Raw genomic sequence first — 25,790 nt, forward strand, 5'->3', positions numbered from 1 at the left:
CTAGATCCCCAGGCGGCGGGCGCGGGCGGCGATTTCGAGCAGGAGGCGCTCGGCGATCAGGTGTTCGGGCAGGCCGGTGGTCTTTGTGGCCAGGTCTGCGACATTGACGCTGTCCTGGACCTGATCCAGCGCTTCGAGCCGCCAGACACGGGCCTGGCGCAGCATCTCCGCCTCCTGTTTCCAGAAGACACCGGCAGCCTTGGCCGCCTCCTTGGCTCCGGCCCCGGAGGCCTGCAGCACATTGATCCGGCGAAGTTTGCCCAGATGGATCGCCGCTTGTCTCACGGCCATGACAGCGGATTCACCCTCGGCCAGGGCGCGTCTGAGGCCCGCCTGGGCCGGGGCCGGGCGACCGCCAAAGGCCTGAAGCGCGGCGTCCTGTAATGAGGCGTCCGGCTCCACGCCCAGATGGGCCTCCAACTCCTCCACATCGATGGTGCGGCCCGATCCGGGACCGACATACAGGGCCAGACGCTCGATCTCCTGGCGCATCAGCCCCCGCTCGCGCGGCAGGCGCGACACGAAACGGTCCAGGGCGTCACGGGTCAGTCCGACCTTGTCCGCCTCCAGAGCCTCGCGCACCATCCGGGCCACGTCGCCGGTCTCGTCTTCGTAGCAGGCGATGGCGGCAGCGCCCTTGGATGCCTCCGCGGCCTTCCTCAGACCAGAGTCGCGGCCCAGGGCCCCGGCCTCGATCACCAGCATGGCGTCGGGATTGTAGCCCCCGTCGGCATGCACCTTCAGGGCGGCGGCCAGCAATTTGTCGACCGCCGCCTTCTCGGAGGACAGACGGATGCGAACCAGACGCCGCCCACCGATCATGCTGAGAGCGGTCAGGGCCTCTTCCAGGCGTGCCTCGTCGCCGTCGATGTCGCTTTCGGTCAGGACCGTGACGTTGAAGGGGTCATTGAGGTCGGGCGTTATGGCTCGGCACAGGATGTCAGCGCGTTCGGCGACGCCCGACCGATCCTTGCCATGAATGACCGCCGCGCGGATGCCCGCGTCCGGGCTTTTCAGAAAGCGATCAACCTCGGGCCTCTTGGCGAGGATCATGGGATCGCGATCACTCGGCCAGAGCCTGAAGAAGGTCCAGCCGGATCACGCGCGCCAGTTCGGCGGCGGCGCGGTCTTCGCCGTCCTGCTGGGCGGCAATGGCGGCATAGGGCTGGTCGGCCGCTGCATAGGTGGTGGTCACCGTCTCGGTCCCGGTCAGGGGCGTACCGCCCGACAAGGGCGTCAGCGTCCAGTCGGCCTTGACCGTCAGCTCATAGCGCGAGGCCGTGTCGTCGATCCGTCGGCCCAGGGGTCGGCGGCTTTGCTCGACCACGGTCGACAGTCGCCACAGCGGGGCCTGGGCTCGGTCGACCGCCAGGGCGTCCTCGAGCTGTTCGCGCAGGCGATAGCCGAGGCGGTCGTCCTGGGTGGTCACGGCAATACGGGTCAGGCCCGAGCCTGCCGCCGTCTGGCCATAGAGGGGCGTGAAGCCGCAGGCCGCGACGACTGATGCAAGTCCCGTCAGCGCGACAAGCGCCAGGACGCGGAGAGGCGATCGACGCATCAGCCTACCACCAGATTGACGATACGGTCCTTGACCACCACGACCTTGCGTATCTCCTGTCCTTCCAGCCGGGCCCGAACGCCCGGGTCGGCCAGGACCAGTGCCTCCACCTCGGCCGGATCGGTGCCCCGCGCGACGCGGATTTCGGCCCGGCGCTTGCCGTTGACCTGAACCGGCAGGACCACCTCATCGTCCGCCGCCAGATCGGCGTCCCAGACCGGCCAGGGCGCGTTCAGGATCATCCCCTCTTCGCCCAGCCGCGTCCAGCATTCCTCGGCCAGGTGCGGCGTAAAGGGCGCGATCAGCCGGGCCAGAGCCGACAGGGCCTGACGCTTGGCTGCTCCGCCTGCCTGTCCCTGGTCGCGGACCGTGGCGACGAAGGCGTAGAGTTTGGCGATGGCGGCGTTGAAGCGGAAACCCTCCACGCCCTCGGTCACCGCCTTGATGGCCTTGTGGGTCTCGCGCACCAGGGCCGCATTGGCCGCTTCTTCGCCCGCAAAATCGGGGTCGTAGGTGTCGAACAGGGTCCAGGCGCGTTGGACAAAGCGGCTGGCGCCCTCGACCCCGCCGGGGGTCCACTGCACGTCGCGTTCGGGCGGACTGTCGGACAGGACGAACAGGCGTCCGGCATCCACGCCATGGCTCTCCAGGATTTCCGCCGGGGCGACGACGTTCTTCTTGGACTTGGACATCTTTTCGATGTCGCCGATCGAAAGCCGCGCCCCCGTCGACAACCGGGTGGCGATCCGTTGTCCATCGACCGTCTCGATCCGCACGTCGGTGGGTTCAACCCACTGCGGCTTGCCGACCGCATCGGTGCCTTCGAAATAGGTCTCGTGAACCACCATGCCCTGGGTGAACAGGCCGGCGAACGGCTCGCGTACCGACATCAGCCCGGCATCGGACAGGGCCCGGCTGATGAAGCGTGCGTACAGCAGGTGCAGAACGGCGTGCTCGACCCCGCCGATATACTGATCGACGGGCAGCCACTTGTCCGCCGCCGCGCGTGCAATGGGCTCGGCCGCCGTCGGGTCGGTGAAGCGGGCGAAATACCAGCTGGAATCGACGAAGGTATCCAGAGTGTCCGTCTCGCGCAGGGCCTTGGTCCCGCAGCTGGGACAATCGACATGCTTCCACGTCGGGTGACGGTCCAGCGGATTGCCGGGCACGTCAAAGGTGACGTCCTCGGGCAGGACCACGGGAAGCTGATCTGCCGGGACCGGCACCGGGCCACAGGTGGGACAATGGATGATCGGTATGGGGCAGCCCCAGTACCGCTGGCGGCTGACACCCCAGTCGCGCAGGCGATAGATGGTCGCGCCCTTGCCGTGGCCGGACGCCTCCAGACGGGCGATGGCGGCGGCCTTGGCCTCCTCGACCGACAGGCCGTCCAGGAAGTCGGAGTTGAAGATGCGGCCGGGACCGACATAGGCCTCGGTGCCGATCTCGACGTCGTCGCTGCCGTCCGGACGCACGACCGGAACGACCGGCAGGTCATATTTGCGGGCGAAGTCCAGGTCGCGCTGGTCATGTCCCGGACAGCCGAAGATGGCGCCCGAGCCATAGGTCGAGAGCACGAAATTGGCCGACCAGACGGGCAGGGTGCGGTCCGGGTCGAACGGGTGTCGCACCCGAATCCCCAGGTCGATGCCCTGTTTCTCGGCCTTTTCGATATCGGCTTCGGATGTCCCGGTCTGGGCGCAGGCCTTGACGAAGGCGGCCACGTCCGGGCGGTGCTCGGCGATCGCCCGCGTCAGGGGGTGATCGGGGGCCAGGGCCAGGAAGCTGGCCCCGAAAAGGGTGTCGGGACGGGTGGTATAGACCTCGATCGGATCGCGGTCGTGGCTGGGCTGACCGTCAGCCGTGCCGTTCAGGAAGGCCGGAACCTCGGCGATGTCCCACCACAGGGTCGCGCCCTTTGATCGTCCGATCCAGTTCTCCTGCATCAGCCGGACCTTGTCGGGCCAGCGATCCAGTTCGGCCAGACCCTCAATCAGGTCGTCGGCATAGTCGGTAATCCGCAGGAACCACTGGTTCAGCTTGCGCTTTTCGACGATCGCGCCGGACCGCCAGCCTCGCCCCTCGATCACCTGCTCATTGGCCAGGACGGTGTTGTCGACCGGATCCCAGTTGACGACCCCGTCCTTGCGATAGACCAGGCCGCGCCGGTACAGATCCAGGAACCAGGCCTGCTGCTGGCCATAATATTCGGGATCGCAGGTGGCGAACTCGCGCGACCAGTCCAGCGACAGGCCCAGCAGCTTCAGCTGGTCGCGCATGGTGGCGATGTTGGACCGGGTCCAGTTGCCGGGATGGATTCCCCGCTCCATCGCCGCGTTCTCGGCCGGCATGCCGAAGGCGTCCCAGCCCATGGGATGCAGGACGTCATACCCCATCGCCCGCTTGGACCGGGCGACCACATCGCCCATCACATAGTTGCGCGCATGGCCCATGTGGATGTTGCCCGAGGGATAGGGGAACATCTCCAGCACATAGTATTTCGGACGCCCGGTCTCGCCGGTCGGGGTGACAAAGGCCTCAGCCTCGGCCCAGCGGGCCTGTTGGCGCGGTTCGGTGGTCTTGGGGTCGTAACGGGCCACGGTCAATCTTCCGATCTTCCTTCCCCCCTAGGCGGAGAAGGTGGGACGCCAAGCGTCTCGGATGAGGGGGCTCTATCCGTGCGCCTTGCGTCCAATAGTATGTCCGGATGCGGCAGCCCCCTCATCCGTCAGGCCGCGCCTGCCAGCTTTCTCCCCCGAGGGGGAGAAGGACGTCAGCCCGCGTTCGACAGGTTCAGCTGGCGCGCCTTGGTCAGGATCGCGTTCTCCAGGTCCGTCTCGGTCTGGGCGGCAACCGGGGCGGCGGTCCACTGGCCATCGGACCCGCGCACTTCCTTGGTGATCGACACGTTCAGCGCATCGGCCCGCAGACGGGTGTCCAGGATGAAGACGGTCGCCTTGAACCGCTCGTCCGGGGTCTGGGGGTTGGTGTACCAGTCGTAGTTGATAACCCCGCCCCACGGGTCAGCATTGGCCAGGGGCATGAAGCTGAGGGTGTCCAGGGTGGCGCGCCACAGGAAGCCGTTCACGCCGATCCCGGCCTCGGCCGTCGGGGTCGGAGCCGAACCGCCCAGCCGGGGTAGGCCGCCGCATCCCGCCAGGAGCAGACCCGAAGCCACCAGGGCCACCGCAGCGCCGCGAACTAGGGCCATAAAGACACTCTCCGTAAGAATAAGGGACGCCACGCGGTCCCGATCCATCGGGCCGTGAGGACGACGCCGCGTCGTTCAAACGTCGGCGATGCTCTATAACACGGTGAAAAGGGGCGATGACAAGGCAACAGTAGCTGCGACCCTCGGCCTGACGCGGTGCACTCATTTTCGGCGCGGGGACAAAGCAGGCACTCGCGTGGCCGGCGAACCCAGTTCGGCCCCATTCCCGTGACGCTTGAGCCACATCAGGCGGATAGAGTCGCCTGGAACCGATACGGCAATGCCTCGTTGCGTTGACCGGGCTGGAAGGCGGTGTCTAATCACCGCACGAATACGGCGCGGCAGGACCGAAGCCGTGCGAAGGGCAGGGACGATGAAGGCGATCGCGATCATCGCGGGTCTTGCGGCGGCGGTTTCGCTGACCGGCATAGCTGCGTCCGCCTCGGCTCAGAGCGCACCGTCGCGAAGCCGTGCTCCTGTCGTGACCTTGTCGGAAGCCAATGCCGCCCAGGCAGCGGGCCAGCGCACCGGCTCGCAACGCCGGGGCCTGCGCCTGACCCGCAACGGCCGCTGGGGCCTGGACTTCAACCTGACGTCGCCGGTCGGCCGCGAAAGCGACTGGGGCGATGTCGAGGCCGGGGCCTATTACAGCGTCAATCCGCGCCTGCGCGTCGGGGCGGCCGCTGGCCTGGCGTCCCCCGCTGCGGACCCGGCCGAACCGCCGCAGGTCGACCGCCGGACCCAGCCGCGCGTCCGCCTGGAATCGACCTTCCGCTTCTGATCCGTCGGCCGTTCGGGCGGGGCGAGCGACAAATGCCGCAATTGTCGCTATAGAGACCGGCTTCAGATCATCAGGAGCCGTCCCTTGAGCGTCACGCTCGACCTGTCCCGTGCCGCCGCCAAGGCCCCGGTCCCCCAGCCCGTCAATCTGTCGGGACTGACGCGCGAGGGCCTGCGCCAGGCGCTGATCGACGCCGCCATCTGCCCGCCGGAAAAGGCCCGGATGCGCGCCAGCCAGGTCTGGGGCTGGATCCACCATCATGGCGTGACCGACTTCGCGGCCATGAGCAACATCGCCAAGGCCACCCAGGAAAGTCTGGCCGCCGCCTTCACCCTGGCCCGGCCCGAGATCGTGGAACGCCAGGTGTCGAACGACGGCACGCGCAAATGGCTGATCCGCACGGCGCCGGGGATCGAGATCGAGACCGTCTATATTCCCGACGTGGGCCGGGCCGGGGCGCTATGCGTGTCCAGCCAGGTCGGCTGCACCCTGAACTGCACCTTCTGCCACACCGGCACCCAGAAGCTGGTCCGCAACCTGACCGCCGCCGAGATCGTGGCCCAGGTTCAGGTCGCGCGCGACGATCTGGAGGAATGGCCCTCGCCCAAGGAGGACCGCCGCCTGTCCAACATCGTCTTCATGGGCATGGGCGAGCCGCTCTACAATCTGGACCACGTCGCCGATGCGATCGACATCATCAGCGACAATGAGGGCATCGCCCTGTCGCGGCGCCGGATCACGGTCTCGACCTCTGGCGTGGTGCCGCAGTTGCAGGCCCTGGGCGAGCGGACCCAGGCCATGCTGGCGATCAGCCTGCACGCCACCAATGATCCGCTGCGCGACGTCCTGGTGCCGCTGAACAAGAAATACGATCTGGAGGCCCTGATGGCGGGCATCCGCGCCTATCCGGGCCTGTCCAACGCCCGCCGGGTCACGTTCGAATACGTCATGCTGAAGGGCGTCAACGACAGCCCGGACGAGGCCCGCGCCCTGGTCAAGCTGATCTCGGGCATCCCGGCCAAGGTCAATCTGATCCCGTTCAACCCCTGGCCCGGCACCGACTATGAATGCTCGGACTGGAAGACCATCGAACGGTTCGCCGCCATCCTGAACAAGGCCGGCTATGCCAGCCCCATCCGCACCCCCCGCGGCCGCGACATCCTGGCCGCCTGCGGGCAGCTGAAGTCCGAAAGCGAAAAGGTCCGGGCCAGCGCGCTCAGGAAGGCCGAACAGGCGGCGGCGTGATCTTCGGGTCGTAAGCGTGTGATCGGATTGTGAGGCCCGCCACCGCTCCCGGAATGGCTAGAAGCAGGGCGAAAACGGCAGGCAACGAAAACAGGGTGTGAAAAACCACCAACCCGCCCAGCACGCTTTCAAAAGCTGCAACCGCCGCGAAGGTCGCTCGACTAGTCTGCCCCAGTCGTTCGAGAACCCACCATGTGAGTATGCCAACCGTTGCCAGCCCTGTGCAGAAGAAAGGCAATGACGCTACCGCTGCTCCAAATGCTGCCAAGAACGCGTAGACGATCACTTCCCCCACCCCCGGCAAACCAAACGGAATGATGAAGGACGCGACCACAACGACGACTGCAGTGATGGCACCCACGGTCAGGGCTGCAGCGCAGTTGGCTACGATCAGGGCGGACAACCGATAGGCGGGGGACTTCAACATGGTGCATCTATTCGGTAATTAAGATATCACTTATACATGGCGCGCCGCCTCTGGCAAGTGTTTCGCAAATCGCTTAATTGCCGCCCATGCAACGCGTGTTTGAAGCCCTGTCCTCGACGATCCGGCGCCAGATTCTGGCCTATCTGGCCCATGCTGACCTTACGGCAGGCGAGATCGCGGCGCGTTTCGAGATCTCCAAGTCGGCGGTTTCCCAGCATCTGAGCGTGCTTGAGAACGCCGGGCTGGTGACCAGCGAAAAGCGGGGGCAGTATGTCCATTACAGCCTGGTCCCCGACCATCTGGCCAATACGTTGAACGCCTATGCTCAGGAGGTTTGCCCCGTGTCCAAGCCTCTGAAGGCTGAAAGCGCGGCATTGAAAACCGCTCGAACTCCATCGGAAAACTGACCATGACCGGCAAGATCCACATCGGCATCGGCGGCTGGACCTATGAGCCGTGGCGGGGGGTCTTTTATCCGGATGATCTGACCCAGAAGCGTGAGCTGGAGTTCGCCAGCCGGGCCCTGACCAGCATCGAGATCAACGGCACCTATTATTCGACCTTCAAGCCGGACAGCTGGGCCAAATGGCGGGACGAGACGCCCGACGGGTTCGTGTTTTCGGTCAAGGCCAGCCGCTATTGCACCAATCGCAAGGTGCTGAGCGAGGGGGCCGAGAGCTTCGAGCGCTTTTTGGATCAGGGGCTGACGGTGCTGGGGCCCAAGCTGGGGCCGATCAACTGGCAATTCATGGCGACCAAGAAGTTCGATCCGGTCGACTTCGAGGGCTTCCTGAAGCTGTTGCCGCGCGAAAAGGACGGGCTGCGCCTTCGCCATGCGCTGGAGGTGCGGCACCCCAGTTTCGATACGGCGGAATTCTATGATCTGGCAGCGAAATACGGCGCGGCCATCGTCTATGCCGTGGACGACGAAGCCCCCGAATGGCCGTGCATCGACCAGCCGACCGCCGACTTTACCTATGCCCGGCTGATGTCGAGCCGCGAGGACGAACCGACCGGCATGACGGGACCGGAACTGGACGCCATCGCCGCCCAGACCACCGGCTGGGCCAAACGCGGCGACGTCTTCGCCTATTTCATCGCCGGGGCGAAAGTCCGCAATCCAGCGGCGGCGAAGGCCCTGATTGCAAAGCTGGGCTGACGCCCTTGCGAACGGGAAGGTCCAGCCACAATTGAGCGGCACCGCCGCTCAGCAGGACAAATCCCCATGCCCATCGCCACCCGCGCCTTTGCCGCCACGTCTTCGGATGCCCCGCTGACGCCCTACAGCTTTGACCGGCGCGATCCGGGGCCGGACGATGTGGCGATCGAAATCAAGTTCGCCGGCGTCTGCCACTCGGACCTGCACATCGTGAAGAACGACCTGGGCAACACGACCTATCCGATCGTGCCGGGCCACGAGATCGCCGGTGTGGTGACCGCCGTGGGCGAGAACGTCAGCCGCTTCAAGGTCGGTGACCGGGTCGGCGTCGGCTGTATGGTCGACAGCTGCCGCACCTGCGCCCCCTGCCAGGCGGGCGAGGAGCAATACTGCGTGCCGGGCATGACCCAGACCTATGGATCGCCCGATCCCAAGGGGGCCGCGGTCGGCCAGAAGATCACCCAGGGCGGCTATTCCAGCGCCATCGTGGTGGATCAGAACTATGTCGTGACCATTCCCGACAGCCTGCCGCTGGATGCCGCCGCGCCGCTGCTGTGCGCGGGCATCACCACCTATTCGCCGCTGCGTCACTGGAAGGTGGGGCCGGGGTCCAAGGTGGCGGTGATCGGCCTGGGGGGCCTGGGTCATATGGCGGTCAAACAGGCCGCAGCCATGGGGGCCGAGGTGACGGTCCTGTCCACCTCTGACCGCAAGAAGGCCGATGCCGAGCGGATGGGGGCCAAACATTTCCTGATCAATTCGGACAAGGCGGCCATGGCGGCCGCCGCCGAGAGCTTCGACCTGATCATCAACACCGTCTCGGCCACGCATGAGATCGCCAGCCACGTCCAGCTTCTGGCCAAGGACGGCACCATGGTCATGCTGGGTCTGACGACCGAAGGCCTGCCGGTCTATGCCATGGGCCTGCTGTGGCGGCGCCGCAGCGTGGCCGGGTCGCTGATCGGCGGCATCCGCGAGACCCAGGAGATGCTGGATTTCTGTGCCGAGCACGGCATCGCCTGCGACATCGAAACCCTGGCCCCGCACCAGATCAACGAAGCCTATGAGCGGCTGGAGAAGTCCGACGTCCGCTATCGTTTCGTGCTGGACATGGACCGTCTGGGCGAAGCCGCCTGATCCAGTGCAAAAATTCGGCGCGGTGCCCTGTTGACCGACCGGTTGGTCTACCTTAAGGGTCCGCGCCTTCCAGACGGAAACGCGACCTTCGCGTGACGTCAGGGCCCAGGTGGCGGAATTGGTAGACGCGCTGGCTTCAGGTGCCAGTGATCGAAAGGTCGTGGAGGTTCGAGTCCTCTCCTGGGCACCAGTTTCAGACGGCGTCGTGTCGAAAGACACGGCGCCGTTTCTGTTTCAGGCGCTATCGCTCGCCGCGCGGCGACTCACTGCTTGAGCGCGCTCTTTGGGCGCTGTCGCGATTGGCGCAGCACGGGCGGCGGCCCGGGTGAAAAGTGCTGGTCAACACGGGGTAAGGCGATCAGACCATCAGACCGCCGAGGCTGACCCCTTGCTCACCAGCACTGTTCACTGACACAAGACCGCCCATGACGACTTTTCTGCATCAGGGCGACCTGCCCGACGATCTTGATCTGGGCCCGGTCGTGGCCGTCGATTCAGAGACGATGGGCCTGCGGTTCCGGCGTGACCCGCTGTGCGTGGTCCAGCTGTCGTCCGGCGACGGCCATGCCCATGTCGTGCGGCTGAACCGCCCCGCCTATGACTGTCCGAACCTGAAGCGGCTGATGGCCGATCCGGACGTGCTGAAGATCTTTCACTTCGGCCGGTTCGACATCGGCATGATCCAGCTGCACCTGGGGGTCGAGACCCGGCCGGTCTATTGCACCAAGATCGCTTCCAAACTGGCCCGCACCTATACCGACCGGCACGGGCTGAAGGATGTGGTGCGTGAACTGGCCGGGGTGGACCTGTCCAAGGCGCAGCAGAGCTCGGACTGGGGAGCCGCAGAGCTCAGCCAGGCCCAGCTGGATTATGCCGCCTCCGACGTCCTTTATCTGCACAAGGTCCGCGACCAGCTGGACATGATGCTGGCCCGCGAAGGGCGCACCGAACTGGCCAAGGCCTGTTTCGACTTCCTGCCGATCCGTGCCCGCCTCGACCTGGAAGGCTGGGACGAGATCGACGTCTTCGCTCACAGCTGATCCCCCGATGACCGCCCCGGACCCCACCCAGACTCCAGAGGCGCGCGACAGCCAGGACGAAGCCCGTGTGGCCGCCGCCGGGCGCCGCTGGCGACAGCGCTCGCGCCGCGTGCAGATGCTGCGCCGGGTCCTGCCGGTGGTGATCCTGCTGATCGCCGGCGGCACCGTGACCTGGGTGGTCTATCGCTCCGTTATCTCGGGGGCCGAGCGCAAGGCGGGCCAGGATCAGGAAATCCGCCTGGACCGGGCCATGTTCCACGGCCAGGACGACCAGGGACGTCGCTTCGTGATCGGGGCCGAGGGTGCAGTCCGCGACCCCGACACCGGGCGGTTCCGTTTGGTCGGGCCGGTGCTGAGGCTAAATCTGGGGGGACGCAAGGTGACGGAGATCACCGCCGACGGCGGCACCTATGATCAGGTGGCCAAGACGGTCACCATCGGCCCCAATGTGCGGATCTCTGACGGCGGGTCTGGATTCTCGCTGGCGACGCCCGAGGCGGTCGTCGACACCAGTACCGGCATCGTGACGGGGTCCAAGGGCGTTCAGGGCACCGGCCCGCTTGGAACCTTGAGCGCTTCGTCCTATGTCATCCGGGACCAGGGCGAACGGATCGAGTTCCGGGGCTCCGGCGACAACAAGGTGCGCGGGACCATCAATCCCTGAGGATCGGGCGGATGACGAAGACCACGATGACGGCGGCCTTGCTGGCCATAGCCCTGGTGGCGGTGCCTACCCTCGGCGGTGCCCAGAGCGTGCCCGGTGCATCCAGCCGTGCGCCCATCATGTGGGGCGCGGACCTGCTGGAGGTTGAGGGTAATACCCTGACCCTGGTGGGCAATGCCGAACTGCTGCAAGGCCAGAACCGGCTGCGCGCCGATCGCGTGGCGGGCCTGAACCAGACCGGCGACAGCCGGCTGGAGGCGGCGGGCAATGTCTATTTTGTGACGCCCGAACAGACGATCCGGGGCGACCGCGCCGTCTATACCACCGGCAACGACACCATTGTGGTGACCGGCGATGTCATCCTGACCCAGGGGCAGAACGTCCTGACCGGATCGCGGCTGACCTATAACACCCGCACCGGCTCGGCCCGGGTCGAGGGGGCGCCGACGGCGGCCGGTAACCGGGTTCAGGGCGTCTTCTATCCCGAGGGGAACGACTGAGGCCCCGGCCCGGTCGTGTGACGCTTGGCCCGCAAGGAACTTTCCGCCCTCAATCTGGACCAGGCCGCGGCGACGCCCGCCGCGGTCCCGCCCGCGCGCGATACGGGCCTGCGGGTCAAGAACATCGCCCGGCGCTTCGGCCCCCGTCAGGTCGTGCGCGACGTGTCCCTGAACGTCCAGAGGGGCGAGGTGGCGGGCCTGCTGGGGCCCAACGGGGCGGGCAAGACGACCTGCTTCTACATGATCACCGGCCTGATCCCGGCGGATTCCGGCTCGATCTGGTTGGACGGCGAGGACATCACGCCTCAGCCCATGTATCAGCGCGCCCGCATGGGCCTGGGCTATCTGGCGCAGGAAGCCTCGATCTTTCGCGGCATGTCCGTCGAGCAGAACATCAAGGCGGTGGTGGAACTGCACAATGGCTCGGCCGCCGCGATCGAGACCGAGACCAGCCGCCTGCTGGAAGAACTGCGCATCGATCACCTGCGCCATGCCCCCGCGGCCGGTCTGTCGGGCGGCGAGCGGCGCCGGGTCGAGATCGCCCGCGCCCTGGCCGGAAAGCCGTCCTTCATGCTGCTGGACGAGCCGTTCGCCGGTATCGACCCCCTGGCCATCGCCGACATTCGTCAGGTCATCCGCTATCTGGCCGGTGAGGGGATCGGGGTGCTGATCACCGACCACAATGTGCGCGAGACCCTGGGCATCATCGATCACGCCTCCATCATTTCCGCAGGCGAGGTCCTGTTCGAAGGGGCGGCCGACGCCATCATCCGCGATCCGGAAGTGCGCCGCGTCTATCTGGGCGACATGTACGGCTGAGGCCGTTGCGTCAGATCAGCTCTGCGGCGGGGCCAGGATGACCGCCGCATTGTCGTCCAGCAGGTGGCTGAGCTCCGCCAGGGCAACAGCCCGCTCGGCCGGAGTGGTTGCGGCCTCGAAGGCGGCAACGCGCAGGGGCATGTCCTCCGAGATCCCGCGCAGGATGCATTTCAGGTCGCCGTCCGTACCCCGGTCGCGCAGGATGACGTGCCCCTGCATGTCGCGCGCGGCCAGGTCGTCCGCCTCGGTCTTGAAGGCGGCATAGGCGGGGCTGTCGAAGAAGCCGGCCTGATCGGCGGCCCCCGAGGCGCTCCAGCCATCAACGATGGACTTCAGTCCGGTCGCCCGGGTTGCCAGGTCGGCGAAGAAAGGCTCCTCGGCCACAGAGACGGGGGCCCCGGCGACGGCGGGCGGCTGGGCCGCGGCCAGAACGACGTTGGGGTCGCCCATCATCAGCAAGGCGGCAACGGCAAGACCACAGGACATCGGACGGCTCCTTTCCCGGTCGGCCCGGGAATCAGCGATTGAACCGGCATAGGCCACAGCCGTAAACGATAGCTTGATGATGGATCGAGGGCCTGTCGCGCGTTGCGCTACTTGAGGCCCCCGGTTTCGGCCTATCGCGCGTTGCGCTACTTGAGGCCATCCAATCCCTTCGGAGGCGAACCATGTCCGATCCCGTTCTCGACCGCGCCCAGGCCTGGTCGGCCTTCGATGCTGCCGCAGCCGCCTCGGCGTCGGCCCTGATCGTGGAACAGTTCGCCGCCGACCCCGACCGCCTGGCGCGCCTCAGTCTGGAGGCGGCGGGCCTGTATCTGGACCTGTCGAAGCAGAGCTGGACGCGCGAGGGCTTCGAGGCCTGCCTGACCCTGGCCCAGGCGTCCGGTCTGGTCGAGCGGCGCGCCGCTCTGTTCGGGGGCGAGGCGGTCAATGAAACGGAGGGGCGGGCCGTCCTGCACACGGCGCTGCGCGCGCCCGACGGGGCGGACGACCATGCGCTGGGCGAGCCGGTGTCGGCCGAGGTCGAGGCCGTGCGGGCCGAGATGAAAGCCTATGCCGAGGCTGTGCGATCCGGCGCGGCGACCGGGGCGACGGGCCAGCGGTTCGAGGCCATCGTCCATGTCGGCATCGGGGGATCGGACCTGGGGCCCCGGTTGGTCTGGGACGCTCTGAAGCCGCTGGATCCGACCATCGACCTGCGGTTCGTGGCCAATATCGATCCGCGCGACATGGCCGAAGCCCTGACCGGGCTTGATCCCGAGACGACCCTGGTCGTGGTGGTGTCCAAGACCTTCACCACCCAGGAAACCCTGGCCAATGCCGAGGCGGCCAAGGCCTGGCTGGCGGCAGGGCTGTCCGGCCAAAGCATTGCGGCCCATTTCATCGGGGTGACGGCGGCACCGGAAAAGGCGGCGGCCTTCGGCTGCGGCCGCACCTTTGCGTTCCGCGACTGGGTGGGTGGGCGCTATTCGTTGTGGTCGGCGGTCAGCCTGTCCTGTGCCGTGGCCCTGGGTTGGGAGGCGTTCCAGGGTCTGCTGGACGGGGCGGCGGCGATGGACCGCCACTTCGCCGAAGCGCCGCTGGAGCGGAACGCCCCGGTGCTGATGGCCCTGGCCCAGGTGTGGAATGTCGATGGCCTCGGCCGCAGTGCCCGCACCGTGGCCCCCTATGCTCATGCCCTGCGCCGCCTGCCGTCCTTCCTGCAGCAGCTGGAGATGGAATCGAACGGCAAGCGGGTGCACCGGGACGGCACGCCGGTAACGCGCCAGACCTGTCCCGTCGTGTTCGGAGAGCCGGGCACCAATGGCCAGCACGCCTTCTTCCAGCAGATCCACCAGGGGCCGCAGACCGTCCCGGCCGAGTTCGTGATCGTGGCTCGGACCCATGGCGAGGCGACGGAGTCGCCGCTGTGGGCCAATGCCCTGGCCCAGGGTCAGGCCCTGATGCTGGGCAAGACGGCCGACCAGGCCCGTAGCGAAATGCTGGCCGCCGGAACAGAGGCCGCCGAGGCGGACCGGCTGGCCCCGCACCGCGCCTTTCCCGGCAACCGTCCGTCGACCGCCATCGTCATGGACCGGCTGACGCCGCAGGCCCTGGGGGCTCTCCTGGCCCTCTATGAGCACAAGACTTTCGTGGAGGGCGTGATCTGGGACATCAACAGCTTCGACCAGTGGGGGGTCGAGCTGGGCAAGGTCCTGGCCAAGGCGATCCTGACCGATGTGGCGGCGGGCGGCCCGTCGCAGACCTTGGACCCCTCGACCGGTGCGCTCATGTCCCGCCTGATGGGTCCGTCTGGCGACTGAGCCGATGAAACGCTTTCGTCCTCGCCATCGCTGGCGGTGACTGCCATTCTGTCGCCATGCCGCGTTTCGAGACCGATCCGGAAATTCGCGCCCTGGGTGAGGCCCTGGCCTTGCTGCGCCGTGAACGGGGCCTGAGCCAGGCGGAGGCGGGCCGACGGGCGGGAATGACCAGCCAGGGCTGGGGCCTGTACGAGTCCGGTCGCCGTCCGGGTCTGTTCCGCCCGGATGTCCAGCGTCGGCTGGTCGCTGCCCTGGACGCCTCGCCCGAAGACCTGGCCTTGGCGCGATCCCGGCAGCAGGCGGCGCCGGAACGGCCCACGCCCATGCTCGGCCTGAATGCCTCTGGTAGAACGTTCCTGCCCGCCCCCGGCGGCGTGCGGCGGCTGCAGTTATCGAATGACGATCTGGCCCCCTGGGCCGCGTCTGGCGTCGTGCTGGAGTTCGACCCGCAGCAATGGCCGCGCCGGGATCAGGGATGCGTGATCGAAACCGTGGACGGCACCGTCCTGGTCCGGCTGTATGAGGGTGCCGATTCCCAGACCCTGACGGTCAGGGGCGGGGAAGGTGGCCTGGGGGTCGTCGCCCGGATCGCGCGATCGGACATTCGCACCGTATCGGCGGTGACGGCCAGGCTGGAACGATAGATGAAACGAAACAGTTGTCATTCGGCGCGCGCCATGAAACACTCTCGTCATTCTGACGGCGAGGTGACGGATGGCGGGTGGACCGCGCGCAGGGACGGGACTGGATGCCTTTGTGGGCGCTCGGATTGCCCTGCGTCGCTCTGCGCTGGGCCTGTCCCAGACGGCGCTGGCCACAAGGCTGGGCATCAGCTTTCAGCAGGTGCAGAAGTACGAACGCGGCACCAACCGCATTTCAGCGTCCCGCCTGCATGCGGTGGCAGACGTTCTGGGCATGCCGATCACCGCCTTCTTCCCCCAGACGGAAGGCGCGAATTCGCAGGACACGATCGACCCCGACTGGCCCGCCGGGTTGCGGTTCATGTCGGCCACGGCCGAAGGACAGGCGGTGGCGGCCAGTTTCCCCCTGATTACCGATCGTGCGCTCAGGCAGGCGGTCGCCACGATCGTTCAGGCCCTGGCGGCGCCGGCCTCCTGATCTCTTTCCGGGTGGCGGCGGCATGAGGGGCCTGGCTATAGACACGGCTCTGGGCCTTTGCAGCGTGGTCGTGTTCGACGACCAGGGCGTGATCGCCTCTCGCCAGGAGCCCATGACCAAGGGCCATTCGGAACGGCTGGCCGGTCTGGTCCGCGATGTCGTCGCCGAGGCAGGCCAGGGCTTCGGAGCCCTGTCCAGGATCGGTGTGGTCGTGGGGCCGGGCTCCTTCACCGGCTTGAGGGTCGGTCTTGCCTTTGCCCTGGGTCTGGGGGCGGCGCTGGACCGTCCCGTGATCGGATTGTCGGCGTTGGACGCCCTGGCGGCCTCGGCACCGGAGAGCGCGCGCGATGACCGGGTCGCCTTGATCGACGCCCGCCGGGGGCAGGTCTATGCCCGGTTTTGGTCCGGCGGTACGGCGACGGGCCCGGCCGAGGCCTTGTCCGTCGAGACGGCCCAGGATCGCGTTCGGGCTTTGGCGGGCACCCCCTGGCTCATCGGATCAGGAGCAGGCCTGATCCAGGACGACCGAGTGGACACCGGCGTCATGGCTCTTGCCGGACCCTCGGCCGAGGCCCTGGCCCATCTGACCCGACAGGCCGATCCGGCGCTCTGCCCCGCCCGGCCCCTTTATCTGCGCGCGCCCGACGCCACCCCGCCGACCCGCCTGCCCGGCCAGGCCCGCACGGAGCGGGCATGAGCGCGGGGTCGGATCTGACGCTGGCCCTTCTGGAGGCGATCCATGCCCAGGCCTTTGACGGCCCGACGACGGGCCGAGCCTGGTCCCAGGCGGACTTCGCCGCCCTGGTCGGTCAGCCGGGGGTCTTCGTTCTGGGTGACGCGCGGGGTTTCATCCTGATTCGCGTGGTCGCCGACGAGGCCGAGATACTGACCCTGGCGGTCCGTCCGGAGGCGCGCCGCCTGGGTCTGGGCCGCAGTCTGATCCAGGCGGCCGCAGCCATGGCCGCCGGGCTGGGTGCGAGCTGCCTGCTGCTGGAGGTGGCACAAGACAATCTGGCTGCCCGCGCCCTTTACGACCGCACCGGGTTCCAGGCCGCCGGTCGCAGGCCCCGATACTATGCCCGCGCCGAGGGCCCGGCGATCGATGCCCTGATTCTGGTTCTCAACTTGGACCCGACGCTTCCCTAGCGGCGCTCCAGACCCTATCCTGATCGCATGGACCGGATCGAGAAACTTTGCGCCGAACGCGGCATGCGCATGACCGAACAGCGGCGCGTGATCGCGCGCGTGCTGTCGTCCGCCGAGGATCATCCGGACGTCGAGGAACTGTATCGCCGCGCCTCGGCCATCGACCCGCACATTTCCATCGCCACCGTCTATCGCACCGTTCGCCTATTCGAAGAGGCCGGGGTGGTCGAGAAGCATGACTTCGGCGACGGGCGCAGCCGCTATGAAGAGGCCGGCGACGATCACCACGATCACCTGATCGACACCCGTACCGGCGAGGTGATCGAATTCTTCGATGCCGAGATCGAGCGGCTGAAGACCGAGATCGCCGAACGTCTGGGCTTCCAGCTGGTGGGTCACAAGCTGGAACTGTACGGCACCGCTGTCGAGGGGGCTGAGCCGTCCAAGCGCGAGGGCCTGATCTTCAAGCGGCACGCCGCCCGGGTCGACGTTTCCGAGCTTTGATCCTTCGACGCTGACGTCACCCATGACGCCGGTTCCGGCGGCGTCTATGATCGCCTGATGACCGATGCCGAAGCCCAAACCACCGAACGCGCCCTGACCCAGGACGGGCCGCCCCTGCGTCTGTGGATGATCGACGCTTCGGCCTATATCTTTCGCGCCTATCACGCCCTGCCGCCCCTGACGCGCAAGTCGGACGGCCTGCCGGTCGGCGCGGTCCAGGGTTATTGCAACATGCTTTGGAAGCTGTTGCGGGACATGAAGGGCGAGGACGGCCCGACCCATCTGGTGGCCATTTTCGACCATTCGGAAAAGACGTTCCGCAACACCCTGTACGACCAGTACAAGGCGCACCGGCCGCCGCCGCCGGAGGATCTGGTGCCGCAGTTCGCCCTGGTGCGCGAGGCCACGGCGGCTTTCGGCGTCCATTGCGTGGAGCTGCCCGGGTATGAGGCCGACGACCTGATCGCCACCTATGCCTGCAAGGCGCGCGACGCGGGCGGCGAGGCGGTGATCGTCAGCTCCGACAAGGACCTGATGCAGCTGATCGGCGGCGGGGTCGTCATGTGGGATCCGATGAAGGACAGGGTCCTGGCCGAGGACGCCGTGATGGAAAAGTTCGGCGTGACGCCGGACAAGATGGTCGATCTGCAGGCCCTGATCGGCGACAGCGTCGACAACGTCCCCGGTGCCCCCGGCATCGGGCCCAAGACCGCGGCACAGCTTCTGGATGAATACGGCGACCTCGATACGCTGCTGGCCCGTGCAGGCGAGATCAAACAGCCCAAGCGTCGCCAGACACTGATCGACTTTGCCGATCAGATCCGGCTGAGCCGCGAGCTGGTCCGCCTGACCTGCGATGCGCCCGCGCCCGAGGCCATCGACGATTTCGCCGTGCGCGATCCCGATCCGGCGACCCTGTCGGCCTTTCTGGAGCTGATGGAGTTCCGCTCCCTGGCGCGGCGGGTCGGCGACGGCAAGGCACCGGCCAAGGAGGGCTCGGCCTTTGCGCCCAAGGTGATGAGCGCGCCGGTCCTGACGCCCCGCTATGCGCCCACGGCCCCGGCGGTCCCGGTCGAGGCCCAGCCGTTCGACCACGAGGCCTATGCCTGTATCCAGACGCTGGAGGCGCTGGACGCCTTCCTCGCGCGGGCGACCGAGGCGGGGGTGGTCGGGTTCGACACCGAGACGGACGCCCTGTCGGCCACCCATGCGGGGCTGTGCGGGGTGTCGCTGGCCATCGGGCCGAACGATGCCTGCTATATTCCGCTGACGCATGAGCATCCGCCGCTGGCGGGGGCAGGGGGGCTGGATTTCGGCGACACGCCGGACACGCGCGAGCCCCTGACCCAGCTGGACAAGCCCACAACCCTGGCGCGGCTGAAGACCCTGCTGGAGAATCCGGCGGTCCTGAAGGTCACCCAGAACGGCAAGTACGACCTGGCCGTCATGGCCCGGCGCGGCATCCGCGTGTCCCCGATCGAGGACACCATGCTGATCTCCTATGTGCTGGAGGGCGGGCTGCACGGTCACGGCATGGACGAGCTGAGCCGCCTGCACCTGGGACACGATCCGATCCCGTTCAAACAGGTCGCCGGCACGGGCAAGGCGCAGAAAAGCTTCAAACACGTCGAGCTGAAACCGGCCACCGCCTATGCCGCCGAGGACGCCGACGTCACCCTGCGCCTGTGGCAGATCCTGAAACCCCGGCTGGCCGAGGAAGGCCTGCTGAACGTCTATGAGACGCTGGAGCGGGGCATGCCCGCCGTCCTGGCCGACATGGAGCTGGCCGGTATCCGCGTCGATCCCAACCGGCTGCAGAGCCTGTCGACCGAGTTCGGGATGCGGATGGCCGAGTTGGAGGCCCAGGCCCACCAGATCGCCGGCCGCCCCTTCAACATCGGCAGCCCCCGCCAGATCGGCGACATCCTGTTCGGCGAACTGGACCTGCCCGGCGGCAAGAAGACCGCCAGCGGCCAGTGGGAGACCGGCGCCGCCACGCTGGAGACCCTGGCCCCCACACACGCCCTGCCCCGTGTCCTGCTGGACTGGCGCCAGCTGTCCAAGCTGAAGGGCACCTATACCGACGCCCTGATCCAGGCCGCCGACCCCGCGACCGACCGCGTCCACACCAGCTATCAACTGGCCGCCGCCACCACCGGCCGCCTGGCCAGCAGCGACCCCAACCTTCAGAATATCCCCATACGGACCGAGACCGGCCGCCAGATCCGCCAGGCCTTCATCGCCGCCCCCGGCCATGTCCTGATCAGCGCCGACTATTCCCAGATCGAGCTGCGCCTTCTGGCCCACATCGGCGACATCCCCGAGCTGAAGCGCGCCTTCAAGGCCGGCATCGACATCCACACCGCCACGGCCAGCGAGATGTTCGGCGTCCCCGTCGACCAGATGGACCCCGAGACCCGCCGCCGCGCCAAGGCGATCAATTTCGGCATCGTCTATGGCATCAGCGCCTTTGGCCTAGCCAACCAGCTGTCGATCGATCAGGGCGAGGCCGGGGCCTATATCAAGATTTATTTCGAGCGCTTCCCCGGCATCCGCGCCTATATGGACGCCACCCGGGCCGAGGTGCGGGCCAACGGCTTCGTCTCGACCGTCTTCGGGCGAAAGATCCACATCCCCGCCATCCATTCCAAATCGGGAGCCGAGCGCCAGTTCGGCGAACGCGCCGCCATCAATGCCCCGATCCAGGGTGCCGCCGCCGACATCATCCGCCGCGCCATGATCCGCATGCCGGGCGCCCTGACGGACGCCGGCCTCTCAACCCGGATGCTGCTCCAGGTCCACGACGAACTGGTCTTCGAGGCCCCGGAGGCCGAAGCCGACCGCGCCATCGCCGTGATCAAACGGACGATGGAAAGCGCGGCCGAACCCGCCGTGGCCCTGACCGTGCCCCTGGTGGTGGAGGCGCGGGCGGCGGCGAACTGGGACGAGGCGCATTGATCTGTCGGTGCGTCGGATGAGCGCCGTCGACGTCCTGATCGTCGGTGCCGGTGCGGCGGGGATGATGTGTGCGCTGGAGGCGGGGCGGCGGGGGCGGTCGGTGCGGGTGGTGGACCATGCCCGCAGCCCCGGCGAGAAGATCCGCATCTCGGGCGGGGGGCGCTGCAACTTCACCAATCTGGGGACGGGGCCGGGCAATTTCCTGGGCGAGAACCCGCGCTTTGCCACCTCGGCCCTGAGGCGGTTCACCCAGCACGACTTCGTCAAACGGGTGGATCGGGCGGGCATCGCCTGGCACGAAAAGACCCTGGGCCAGCTGTTCTGCGACGACAGCGCCAAACAGATCGTGCGGATGCTGACAGACGACATGCGGGCGGCTGGGGCGGTGCTGTCGCTGGGCGTGTCGGTGACGAGCGTGCAGCGGGCCGGGGCGGGGTTCGAGGTCGCGCTGTCGGACGGCAGCCGGGTGACCTGTGCCTCGCTGATCGTGGCGACGGGCGGCAAGTCCATCCCGAAGATGGGGGCGACGGGCTGGGCCTATGACATCGCGCGTCAGTTCGGGCTGCGGGTCACCGAGACCCGCCCGGCCCTGGTGCCTCTGACGTTCGAGACCGGCCTGCTGGAGCAGACCAAGGACCTGGCCGGGGTGGCGGTCGAGGCGGTGGTCGGGGTGGCGGACGCCCCCCAGAATTCGGCCTCAAGTAGCCCGAAGGGCGGTAGGCCCACTTTCAGAGAGGCCATGCTCTTTACGCACCGCGGCCTGAGCGGTCCGGCGATCCTGCAGATCAGTTCCTATTGGCGCGAGGGGGAGGCGATCACCCTGTCCATGGCACCGGGCACCGACATCCATGCCGGGCTGAAGACCGCCAAGGAGGAAAACGGCAAGCAGATGGTGCATACGGCGCTGGGCCATATCGTGCCGCGCCGCCTGGCCGAAAACGTCTGTGCGCGCGAGGGCGTGCGGGGCAAGCTGGCCGAGGTGGGCGACAAGACCCTGCGCCGCCTGGACGCGGCGGTGAACGCCTGGACCGTCAAGCCCGTGGGGTCGGAAGGCTATCGCACGGCCGAGGTGACCCTGGGCGGGGTCGATACGGCGGCGCTGGACCAGCAGACGATGATGGCGACGACGGTGCCGGGCCTGTTCTTTATCGGCGAGGCCGTGGACGTGACCGGCTGGCTAGGCGGCTATAATTTCCAGTGGGCCTGGTCTTCGGGCTGGGCGGCGGGACAGGCCTGCTGACGGGGCGGCAACCGGGCGGCGACTGGGCGCTTGATGCGGAGGCCCGCCCTGCCTAGGTTCAGGGCTGCGGACCGGGCCCCTCTGGCGTGCTGACCCCAGCGCGCGATGTCGGACCGCATCGTTTCCACGACCCAGCCCGGATACCGATATGCCCCTGTTGATGTGCCCCAACGACGATGCGCCGATGCAGACGCTGGAACGCTCCGGCGTCCAATTCGACATGTGCCCGACCTGCCGGGGCGTCTGGCTGGATCGCGGCGAGCTGGAAAAGCTGATGAGCGCCGCGACCGACGAAGGCCGCGCCTCCGTGCCCCAGCAGCCCGCGCCCCAGCCGTACGTCCAGCCCGCGCCGCCGCCCCATACCCAGCCCTGGGGGAGCCAGCCGTCCTATCGCGACGACCGCCGGCCCGAGCCGCGCTATCGCGATGACGACGACTATCGCTACAAGAAAAAGAAGCGCGACAGCATCTTCGACATCTTCGACTGACGCCTCGGTCGGTCGCGCCTTTCGAAATCAATGGTTGCCCAAGAGGGGAGCCGAGGCCTCTCGACGAGGGTTCGGCTTCCTGACACCCTTGTGTCCAACGATGTGAAGCCCCGCGCGGGGCGGCTTGAGAGTAGAGCGTCATGAACCGATTGATCCTGTCCGCCGCCATTCCGGCTCTGTTGCTGGGGGCCTGCGCCACGGCGCAGACGGGATCGGCCCCTGTGGTCCAGACGGCAGAGCGGGCGCCGCCGCCCCATTTCCCCGCCGACCTGTCACCCGCAGGCGTTCGGGCGGCCGACGACCACCTGGCGCTGGAACAGGTGGACGGGGCCGAGGCCATGGCCTTTGTCGCCGCCGCGAACCGGGCCAGCCTGGACGCCCTGACCGGCGATCCCCGCTATGAGACCTTTCGCGGTCAGGCCGAGGCGATCCTGACGGCGACGGATCGCATTCCGGCCCCGGCCTTCCTGGGCGATGGCATCGGCAATTTCTGGCAGGACGCGACCAATCCCAAGGGCGTCTGGCGGCGTACGACGCTGGACTCCTATGCGTCGGCAGACACCCAGTGGGAGACGCTGCTGGACATCGACGCCCTGGCGCGCGCCGAGGGCCGCGACTGGGTGTTCAAGGGAGCCGCCTGCCTGGCCCCGGACGAGACCCGCTGCCTGATCAATCTGTCGGATGGCGGCAAGGATGCGGTGGTGGTGCGCGAGTTCGACCTGACCACCAAGACGTTCATTGCGGATGGTTTCGTCCTGCCAGAGGGTAAGCACCGGATCAGCTGGCTGGACCAGAATACGCTTCTGGTCGCCACCGATTTCGGCCCCGGCACCCTGACCGAGAGCGGCTATCCCTTCATCGTCAAGTCGCTGTCGCGCGGCCAGACCCTGGCCCAGGCCACCGAGGTCTATCGCGGCGAACAGGGCGACGGGGGATATGGGGTCAGCCCGGTGGTGTTCCGGGATGGGGCCGGCGAGCTGCAGGCCGTGGTGTTCCGCCGCCCGCTCGACACCTTCAATGCCGAGACCTGGGCCTGGAGCCCGGGAACCGCGCCGCGACGGCTGAGCCTGCCCGACCGGGTGGACCTGCATGGCATCATCGGCGACCGGCTGGTTCTGACCGTGGATCAGGACTGGACGCCGGGCATTCCGGGATGGCAGCCGGTGTCGGCTGGCACCCTGGCGGTCGTGCCCTTCAACGCCCTGATGGCGGGGGTGGATCATTCGGCCCTGCCGCCGTCACGCGCCTTTTCGTTCACGCCTGGCCCGCGCCGGTCGATCAGCGATGTCCGGGTCACCGACCAGGCCCTGATCGTCGGCCTCAGCGACAATGTGCGGGGCCGACTGGCGGTGTTCTCAGACACCCCCGGCGGATGGGTCCGCCGTGACGCCACCGTTTCTGACAACAGCGCCGTGGGTCTGGGTGACGTGTCGCGCAGCTCTGGCCGCGCCTTCGTTTCGACCCAAGGGTTTCTGACGCCGCCGACGCTGAGCCTGATGGACGTCGGACAGGCCGATCTGGAGGTCCTGCGCTCGGCCCCGGCCAAGTTCGATGCCTCGACCCATGTGACCGAGCAGTTCGAGGCGACGTCGTCGGACGGGACGAAGATCCCCTATTTCGTCACCCGGCCCCGTGAGCAGTCGGGCCCGGCCCCGACCATCCTGTTTGGCTATGGCGGTTTCCAGGTCAGCTTCCCGCCGGCCTACAAGCCCGAGATGGGCAAGCTGTGGCTGGAGAACGGCGGGGTCTTCGTCCAGGCCAATATCCGCGGCGGCGGCGAGTTCGGCCCGCAGTGGCACCAGGCGGTGCTGAACGAGAACCGCCAGCTGGCCTTCGACGATTTCGCGGCGGTGGCCCAGGACCTGATCGATCGTGGCATCACCAGTCCGCGTCGCCTGGGCATCTATGGCCGGTCCAACGGCGGGGTCCTGACCTCGGTCTCGATCACCCAGCATCCGGAACTGTTCAATGCGGCGGTGATCGAAAGCCCGCTGATCGACATGCTGCGCTATCACGAGCTGCCGGCCGGGGCGTCCTGGATCGGAGAGTACGGCGATCCGCGCATCCCCGAAGAGGCGGCCTGGATCGCGGGCTATTCGGCCTATCAACAGTTGCGGCCGGACGTTGATTATCCGCGCGTCTATATCACCACCAACACCCGTGACGACCGGGTCCATCCCGGCCATGCCCGCAAATTCGCAGCGCGCCTGGGGGCCATGGGTCACGACCACCTCTATTATGAAGAGACGGCGGGCGGCCATTCCAACGACGCCGACCCGGTGGCCAATGCCCGGCGCTGGGCCCGCCACTATGTCTATCTGGCGCAACAGTTGATGGACTGAGTAGACGAAGCGATACACCGCCGATCGTGATGTTCTCCTCCCCACGTCTTGTCGTGGGGAGGTGGCACGGCGCGGCACGCGTCGTGACGGAGGGGGCGAGGCGGTGCTGGAGATAAGGTGACCGTCTCTTGCGACGGTTTCCCCCTCCGTCACGGCGGCTTGGCAGCCGCCGCGCCACCTCCCCATCGCGTGGCGATAGGGAGGAGAACGGAGTGAGTATCAGCCCAGGGCGGACATCAGCTCGGGCACGATGGTCTTGTAGTCGCCGACCAGGCCATAGTCCGCGACCTGGAAGATCGGGGCGTCGGCATCCTTGTTGATGGCGACGATGACCTTGGAATCCTTCATGCCGGCTAGGTGCTGGATCGCGCCGGAAATGCCGATGGCGATGTAGAGGCCGGGGGCCACGACCTTGCCGGTCTGACCGACCTGATAGTCGTTGGGGGCATAGCCGGCGTCCACCGCCGCGCGCGAGGCACCGACGGCGGCACCCAGTTTGTCGGCCAGAGGGTCCATGACAGCGTGGAATTCCTCGGCCGAGCCCAGGGCCCGCCCGCCGGAGACGACGATCTTGGCCGCACCCAGTTCGGGACGGTCGGACTTGACCATCTCGTCGCTGATGAAGTCGGTCTTGGGCGCATCGGCCCCGGCCACGGTCTCGACGGAGGCCGAGCCGCCCTCGGCCGCAGGGGCAAAGGCGGTCGGGCGCACGGTGATGACCTTTTTGGCGTCCGAGGTCTGGATCGTCTCCAGCGCATTGCCGGCATAGATCGGGCGCACGAAGGTATCGGCCGACACCACCTCGATGATGTCCGAGATCGGGGCGACGTCCAGCCGCGCGGCGATGCGGGGCATGAAGTTCTTGCCGTCCATGGTGGCGGGCGACAGCACGGCGTCATAGCCCCCGGCCAGGGTCAGGACGACGGCCTCGACCGCCTCGGCCAGGCCCTTGGCCAGTCCGGCGCTCTCGGCCAGCAGAACCTTGCGGACACCGGCGATCCTGGCGGCGGATTCAGCGGCGGCCTGCGCCCCCTGTCCGACGACCAGGATGTCGATGTCGCCGCCCAGCCCTTGAGCGGCCGTGACGGTCTTGTGGGTGGTGTCGCGGACGGCGGTGCCGTCGTGATCGGCGATGACGAGGATGGCCATC

General features: G+C 67.4%; 26 protein-coding genes and 1 tRNA gene. 20 read left to right on the forward strand and 7 right to left on the reverse strand.

The genetic code is table 11. The annotated features are described in order from the left end of the window. The 4 genes from holA to JIP62_RS09835 all read right to left on the reverse strand — a co-directional run bounded on the left by holA (position 1) and on the right by JIP62_RS09835 (position 4,769). Positions 1 to 1,053 carry a DNA polymerase III subunit delta gene (gene holA / locus JIP62_RS09820; RefSeq protein ID WP_201102011.1) on the reverse strand — a complete coding sequence of 351 codons (1,053 nt, stop codon included), beginning with the start codon at positions 1,051 to 1,053 and terminating at the stop codon, positions 1 to 3. 10 nt (positions 1,054 to 1,063) lie between these two features. After that, on the reverse strand, positions 1,064 to 1,558 hold the full coding sequence (gene lptE / locus JIP62_RS09825; protein WP_201102012.1) for an LPS assembly lipoprotein LptE: 495 nt from the start codon (positions 1,556 to 1,558) through the stop codon (positions 1,064 to 1,066). Further along, positions 1,558 to 4,158 carry a leucine--tRNA ligase gene (gene leuS / locus JIP62_RS09830; protein WP_201102013.1) on the reverse strand — a complete coding sequence of 867 codons (2,601 nt, stop codon included), beginning with the start codon at positions 4,156 to 4,158 and terminating at the stop codon, positions 1,558 to 1,560. The genes lptE and leuS overlap by 1 nt, the downstream gene beginning before the upstream one ends. 173 nt (positions 4,159 to 4,331) lie before the next feature. Then, positions 4,332 to 4,769: a DUF3576 domain-containing protein gene (locus JIP62_RS09835; RefSeq protein WP_201102014.1), complete on the reverse strand. Its 438-nt coding sequence runs from the start codon at positions 4,767 to 4,769 to the stop codon at positions 4,332 to 4,334. A gap of 373 nt (positions 4,770 to 5,142) precedes the next feature. On the opposite strand from JIP62_RS09835, the gene JIP62_RS09840 reads away from it, so the two are divergent. Further along, complete coding sequence (locus tag JIP62_RS09840) at positions 5,143 to 5,550, forward strand: NtrZ family periplasmic regulatory protein (protein ID WP_201102015.1); 408 nt, start codon at positions 5,143 to 5,145, stop codon at positions 5,548 to 5,550. A gap of 84 nt (positions 5,551 to 5,634) precedes the next feature. After that, positions 5,635 to 6,795 (forward strand): 23S rRNA (adenine(2503)-C(2))-methyltransferase RlmN, encoded by a 1,161-nt coding sequence (rlmN, locus tag JIP62_RS09845; RefSeq protein ID WP_201102016.1) that lies wholly within the window; start codon positions 5,635 to 5,637, stop codon positions 6,793 to 6,795. Here rlmN and JIP62_RS09850 read toward each other — a convergent pair. Then, on the reverse strand, positions 6,767 to 7,222 hold the full coding sequence (locus tag JIP62_RS09850) for a hypothetical protein (protein WP_201102017.1): 456 nt from the start codon (positions 7,220 to 7,222) through the stop codon (positions 6,767 to 6,769). The genes rlmN and JIP62_RS09850 overlap by 29 nt on opposite strands. An 86-nt stretch (positions 7,223 to 7,308) precedes the next feature. Between JIP62_RS09850 and JIP62_RS09855 the strand changes: the two genes are divergently transcribed. The 8 genes from JIP62_RS09855 to lptB all read left to right on the forward strand — a co-directional run bounded on the left by JIP62_RS09855 (position 7,309) and on the right by lptB (position 12,541). After that, complete coding sequence (locus JIP62_RS09855; RefSeq protein ID WP_201102018.1) at positions 7,309 to 7,629, forward strand: metalloregulator ArsR/SmtB family transcription factor; 321 nt, start codon at positions 7,309 to 7,311, stop codon at positions 7,627 to 7,629. Positions 7,630 to 7,631: 2 nt separating this feature from the next. After that, positions 7,632 to 8,381: a DUF72 domain-containing protein gene (locus JIP62_RS09860; protein ID WP_201102019.1), complete on the forward strand. Its 750-nt coding sequence runs from the start codon at positions 7,632 to 7,634 to the stop codon at positions 8,379 to 8,381. A 66-nt stretch (positions 8,382 to 8,447) separates the two neighbouring features. Then, on the forward strand, positions 8,448 to 9,518 hold the full coding sequence (locus JIP62_RS09865; RefSeq protein ID WP_230974722.1) for an NAD(P)-dependent alcohol dehydrogenase: 1,071 nt from the start codon (positions 8,448 to 8,450) through the stop codon (positions 9,516 to 9,518). Between the two features lie 103 nt (positions 9,519 to 9,621). Beyond that, positions 9,622 to 9,708, forward strand: a tRNA-Leu gene (locus JIP62_RS09870). 235 nt (positions 9,709 to 9,943) lie between these two features. After that, positions 9,944 to 10,558 carry a ribonuclease D gene (locus JIP62_RS09875; protein ID WP_201102020.1) on the forward strand — a complete coding sequence of 205 codons (615 nt, stop codon included), beginning with the start codon at positions 9,944 to 9,946 and terminating at the stop codon, positions 10,556 to 10,558. A 7-nt stretch (positions 10,559 to 10,565) separates the two neighbouring features. Next, positions 10,566 to 11,222, forward strand: coding sequence for an LPS export ABC transporter periplasmic protein LptC (gene lptC, locus JIP62_RS09880; protein WP_201102021.1), 657 nt, complete (start codon positions 10,566 to 10,568; stop codon positions 11,220 to 11,222). Positions 11,223 to 11,233: 11 nt separating this feature from the next. Then, the gene (locus JIP62_RS09885) at positions 11,234 to 11,722 is read left to right on the forward strand and encodes an LptA/OstA family protein (RefSeq protein WP_201102022.1); all 489 of its coding nucleotides are present in this window, start codon (positions 11,234 to 11,236) and stop codon (positions 11,720 to 11,722) included. A 24-nt stretch (positions 11,723 to 11,746) separates the two neighbouring features. Further along, positions 11,747 to 12,541 carry an LPS export ABC transporter ATP-binding protein gene (lptB, locus tag JIP62_RS09890; RefSeq protein WP_201102023.1) on the forward strand — a complete coding sequence of 265 codons (795 nt, stop codon included), beginning with the start codon at positions 11,747 to 11,749 and terminating at the stop codon, positions 12,539 to 12,541. Positions 12,542 to 12,556: 15 nt separating this feature from the next. Here lptB and JIP62_RS09895 read toward each other — a convergent pair whose 3' ends face one another. Continuing rightward, positions 12,557 to 13,027, reverse strand: a complete 471-nt coding sequence (locus tag JIP62_RS09895) for a hypothetical protein (protein WP_201102024.1) — start codon at positions 13,025 to 13,027, stop codon at positions 12,557 to 12,559. Between the two features lie 182 nt (positions 13,028 to 13,209). Between JIP62_RS09895 and pgi the strand changes: the two genes are divergently transcribed. From pgi to JIP62_RS09945, 10 genes are all read left to right on the forward strand, one after another. Beyond that, entirely contained in the window at positions 13,210 to 14,844 is a 1,635-nt protein-coding gene (pgi, locus tag JIP62_RS09900) for a glucose-6-phosphate isomerase (protein ID WP_201102025.1), read from the forward strand. A 56-nt stretch (positions 14,845 to 14,900) separates the two neighbouring features. Then, the gene (locus JIP62_RS09905) at positions 14,901 to 15,488 is read left to right on the forward strand and encodes a helix-turn-helix domain-containing protein (RefSeq protein ID WP_201102026.1); all 588 of its coding nucleotides are present in this window, start codon (positions 14,901 to 14,903) and stop codon (positions 15,486 to 15,488) included. 70 nt (positions 15,489 to 15,558) lie between these two features. Then, the gene (locus tag JIP62_RS09910; protein WP_230974723.1) at positions 15,559 to 15,963 is read left to right on the forward strand and encodes a helix-turn-helix domain-containing protein; all 405 of its coding nucleotides are present in this window, start codon (positions 15,559 to 15,561) and stop codon (positions 15,961 to 15,963) included. A 22-nt stretch (positions 15,964 to 15,985) separates the two neighbouring features. Further along, positions 15,986 to 16,660: a tRNA (adenosine(37)-N6)-threonylcarbamoyltransferase complex dimerization subunit type 1 TsaB gene (gene tsaB / locus JIP62_RS09915; protein WP_201102027.1), complete on the forward strand. Its 675-nt coding sequence runs from the start codon at positions 15,986 to 15,988 to the stop codon at positions 16,658 to 16,660. Then, positions 16,657 to 17,109, forward strand: coding sequence for a GNAT family N-acetyltransferase (locus JIP62_RS09920; protein ID WP_201102028.1), 453 nt, complete (start codon positions 16,657 to 16,659; stop codon positions 17,107 to 17,109). Before tsaB ends, JIP62_RS09920 begins: the two co-directional genes overlap by 4 nt. A 27-nt stretch (positions 17,110 to 17,136) precedes the next feature. Continuing rightward, the gene (locus tag JIP62_RS09925) at positions 17,137 to 17,613 is read left to right on the forward strand and encodes a Fur family transcriptional regulator (protein WP_201102029.1); all 477 of its coding nucleotides are present in this window, start codon (positions 17,137 to 17,139) and stop codon (positions 17,611 to 17,613) included. A 57-nt stretch (positions 17,614 to 17,670) separates the two neighbouring features. Then, positions 17,671 to 20,571: a DNA polymerase I gene (gene polA / locus JIP62_RS09930; protein WP_201102030.1), complete on the forward strand. Its 2,901-nt coding sequence runs from the start codon at positions 17,671 to 17,673 to the stop codon at positions 20,569 to 20,571. Between the two features lie 16 nt (positions 20,572 to 20,587). Next, entirely contained in the window at positions 20,588 to 21,811 is a 1,224-nt protein-coding gene (locus JIP62_RS09935; protein ID WP_201102031.1) for a BaiN/RdsA family NAD(P)/FAD-dependent oxidoreductase, read from the forward strand. Between the two features lie 148 nt (positions 21,812 to 21,959). After that, positions 21,960 to 22,298, forward strand: a complete 339-nt coding sequence (locus JIP62_RS09940; RefSeq protein WP_201102032.1) for a TFIIB-type zinc ribbon-containing protein — start codon at positions 21,960 to 21,962, stop codon at positions 22,296 to 22,298. A gap of 140 nt (positions 22,299 to 22,438) precedes the next feature. Further along, positions 22,439 to 24,640, forward strand: coding sequence for a prolyl oligopeptidase family serine peptidase (locus JIP62_RS09945; protein ID WP_201102033.1), 2,202 nt, complete (start codon positions 22,439 to 22,441; stop codon positions 24,638 to 24,640). Between the two features lie 219 nt (positions 24,641 to 24,859). Here the strand turns inward: JIP62_RS09945 and JIP62_RS09950 are convergent, their stop codons facing one another. Continuing rightward, entirely contained in the window at positions 24,860 to 25,789 is a 930-nt protein-coding gene (locus JIP62_RS09950; RefSeq protein WP_201102034.1) for an electron transfer flavoprotein subunit alpha/FixB family protein, read from the reverse strand. Position 25,790 lies beyond the last annotated feature (1 nt).

The organism is Brevundimonas vitisensis (genome assembly GCF_016656965.1).
GTDB lineage: Bacteria > Pseudomonadota > Alphaproteobacteria > Caulobacterales > Caulobacteraceae > Brevundimonas > Brevundimonas vitisensis.

Coding starts and splice junctions, on each gene's coding strand:
- holA (WP_201102011.1), bottom strand. CDS start 1,053: ATGATCCTCGCCAAGAGGCCCGAGGTTGATCGCTTTCTGAAAAGCCCG.
- lptE (WP_201102012.1), bottom strand. CDS start 1,558: ATGCGTCGATCGCCTCTCCGCGTCCTGGCGCTTGTCGCGCTGACGGGA.
- JIP62_RS09835 (WP_201102014.1), bottom strand. CDS start 4,769: ATGGCCCTAGTTCGCGGCGCTGCGGTGGCCCTGGTGGCTTCGGGTCTG.
- JIP62_RS09840 (WP_201102015.1), top strand. CDS start 5,143: ATGAAGGCGATCGCGATCATCGCGGGTCTTGCGGCGGCGGTTTCGCTG.
- JIP62_RS09850 (WP_201102017.1), bottom strand. CDS start 7,222: ATGTTGAAGTCCCCCGCCTATCGGTTGTCCGCCCTGATCGTAGCCAAC.
- JIP62_RS09855 (WP_201102018.1), top strand. CDS start 7,309: ATGCAACGCGTGTTTGAAGCCCTGTCCTCGACGATCCGGCGCCAGATT.
- JIP62_RS09860 (WP_201102019.1), top strand. CDS start 7,632: ATGACCGGCAAGATCCACATCGGCATCGGCGGCTGGACCTATGAGCCG.
- JIP62_RS09865 (WP_230974722.1), top strand. CDS start 8,448: ATGCCCATCGCCACCCGCGCCTTTGCCGCCACGTCTTCGGATGCCCCG.
- JIP62_RS09875 (WP_201102020.1), top strand. CDS start 9,944: ATGACGACTTTTCTGCATCAGGGCGACCTGCCCGACGATCTTGATCTG.
- lptC (WP_201102021.1), top strand. CDS start 10,566: ATGACCGCCCCGGACCCCACCCAGACTCCAGAGGCGCGCGACAGCCAG.
- JIP62_RS09885 (WP_201102022.1), top strand. CDS start 11,234: ATGACGAAGACCACGATGACGGCGGCCTTGCTGGCCATAGCCCTGGTG.
- JIP62_RS09895 (WP_201102024.1), bottom strand. CDS start 13,027: ATGTCCTGTGGTCTTGCCGTTGCCGCCTTGCTGATGATGGGCGACCCC.
- pgi (WP_201102025.1), top strand. CDS start 13,210: ATGTCCGATCCCGTTCTCGACCGCGCCCAGGCCTGGTCGGCCTTCGAT.
- JIP62_RS09905 (WP_201102026.1), top strand. CDS start 14,901: ATGCCGCGTTTCGAGACCGATCCGGAAATTCGCGCCCTGGGTGAGGCC.
- JIP62_RS09910 (WP_230974723.1), top strand. CDS start 15,559: ATGGCGGGTGGACCGCGCGCAGGGACGGGACTGGATGCCTTTGTGGGC.
- tsaB (WP_201102027.1), top strand. CDS start 15,986: ATGAGGGGCCTGGCTATAGACACGGCTCTGGGCCTTTGCAGCGTGGTC.
- JIP62_RS09920 (WP_201102028.1), top strand. CDS start 16,657: ATGAGCGCGGGGTCGGATCTGACGCTGGCCCTTCTGGAGGCGATCCAT.
- JIP62_RS09925 (WP_201102029.1), top strand. CDS start 17,137: ATGGACCGGATCGAGAAACTTTGCGCCGAACGCGGCATGCGCATGACC.
- polA (WP_201102030.1), top strand. CDS start 17,671: ATGACCGATGCCGAAGCCCAAACCACCGAACGCGCCCTGACCCAGGAC.
- JIP62_RS09935 (WP_201102031.1), top strand. CDS start 20,588: ATGAGCGCCGTCGACGTCCTGATCGTCGGTGCCGGTGCGGCGGGGATG.
- JIP62_RS09940 (WP_201102032.1), top strand. CDS start 21,960: ATGCCCCTGTTGATGTGCCCCAACGACGATGCGCCGATGCAGACGCTG.
- JIP62_RS09945 (WP_201102033.1), top strand. CDS start 22,439: ATGAACCGATTGATCCTGTCCGCCGCCATTCCGGCTCTGTTGCTGGGG.
- JIP62_RS09950 (WP_201102034.1), bottom strand. CDS start 25,789: ATGGCCATCCTCGTCATCGCCGATCACGACGGCACCGCCGTCCGCGAC.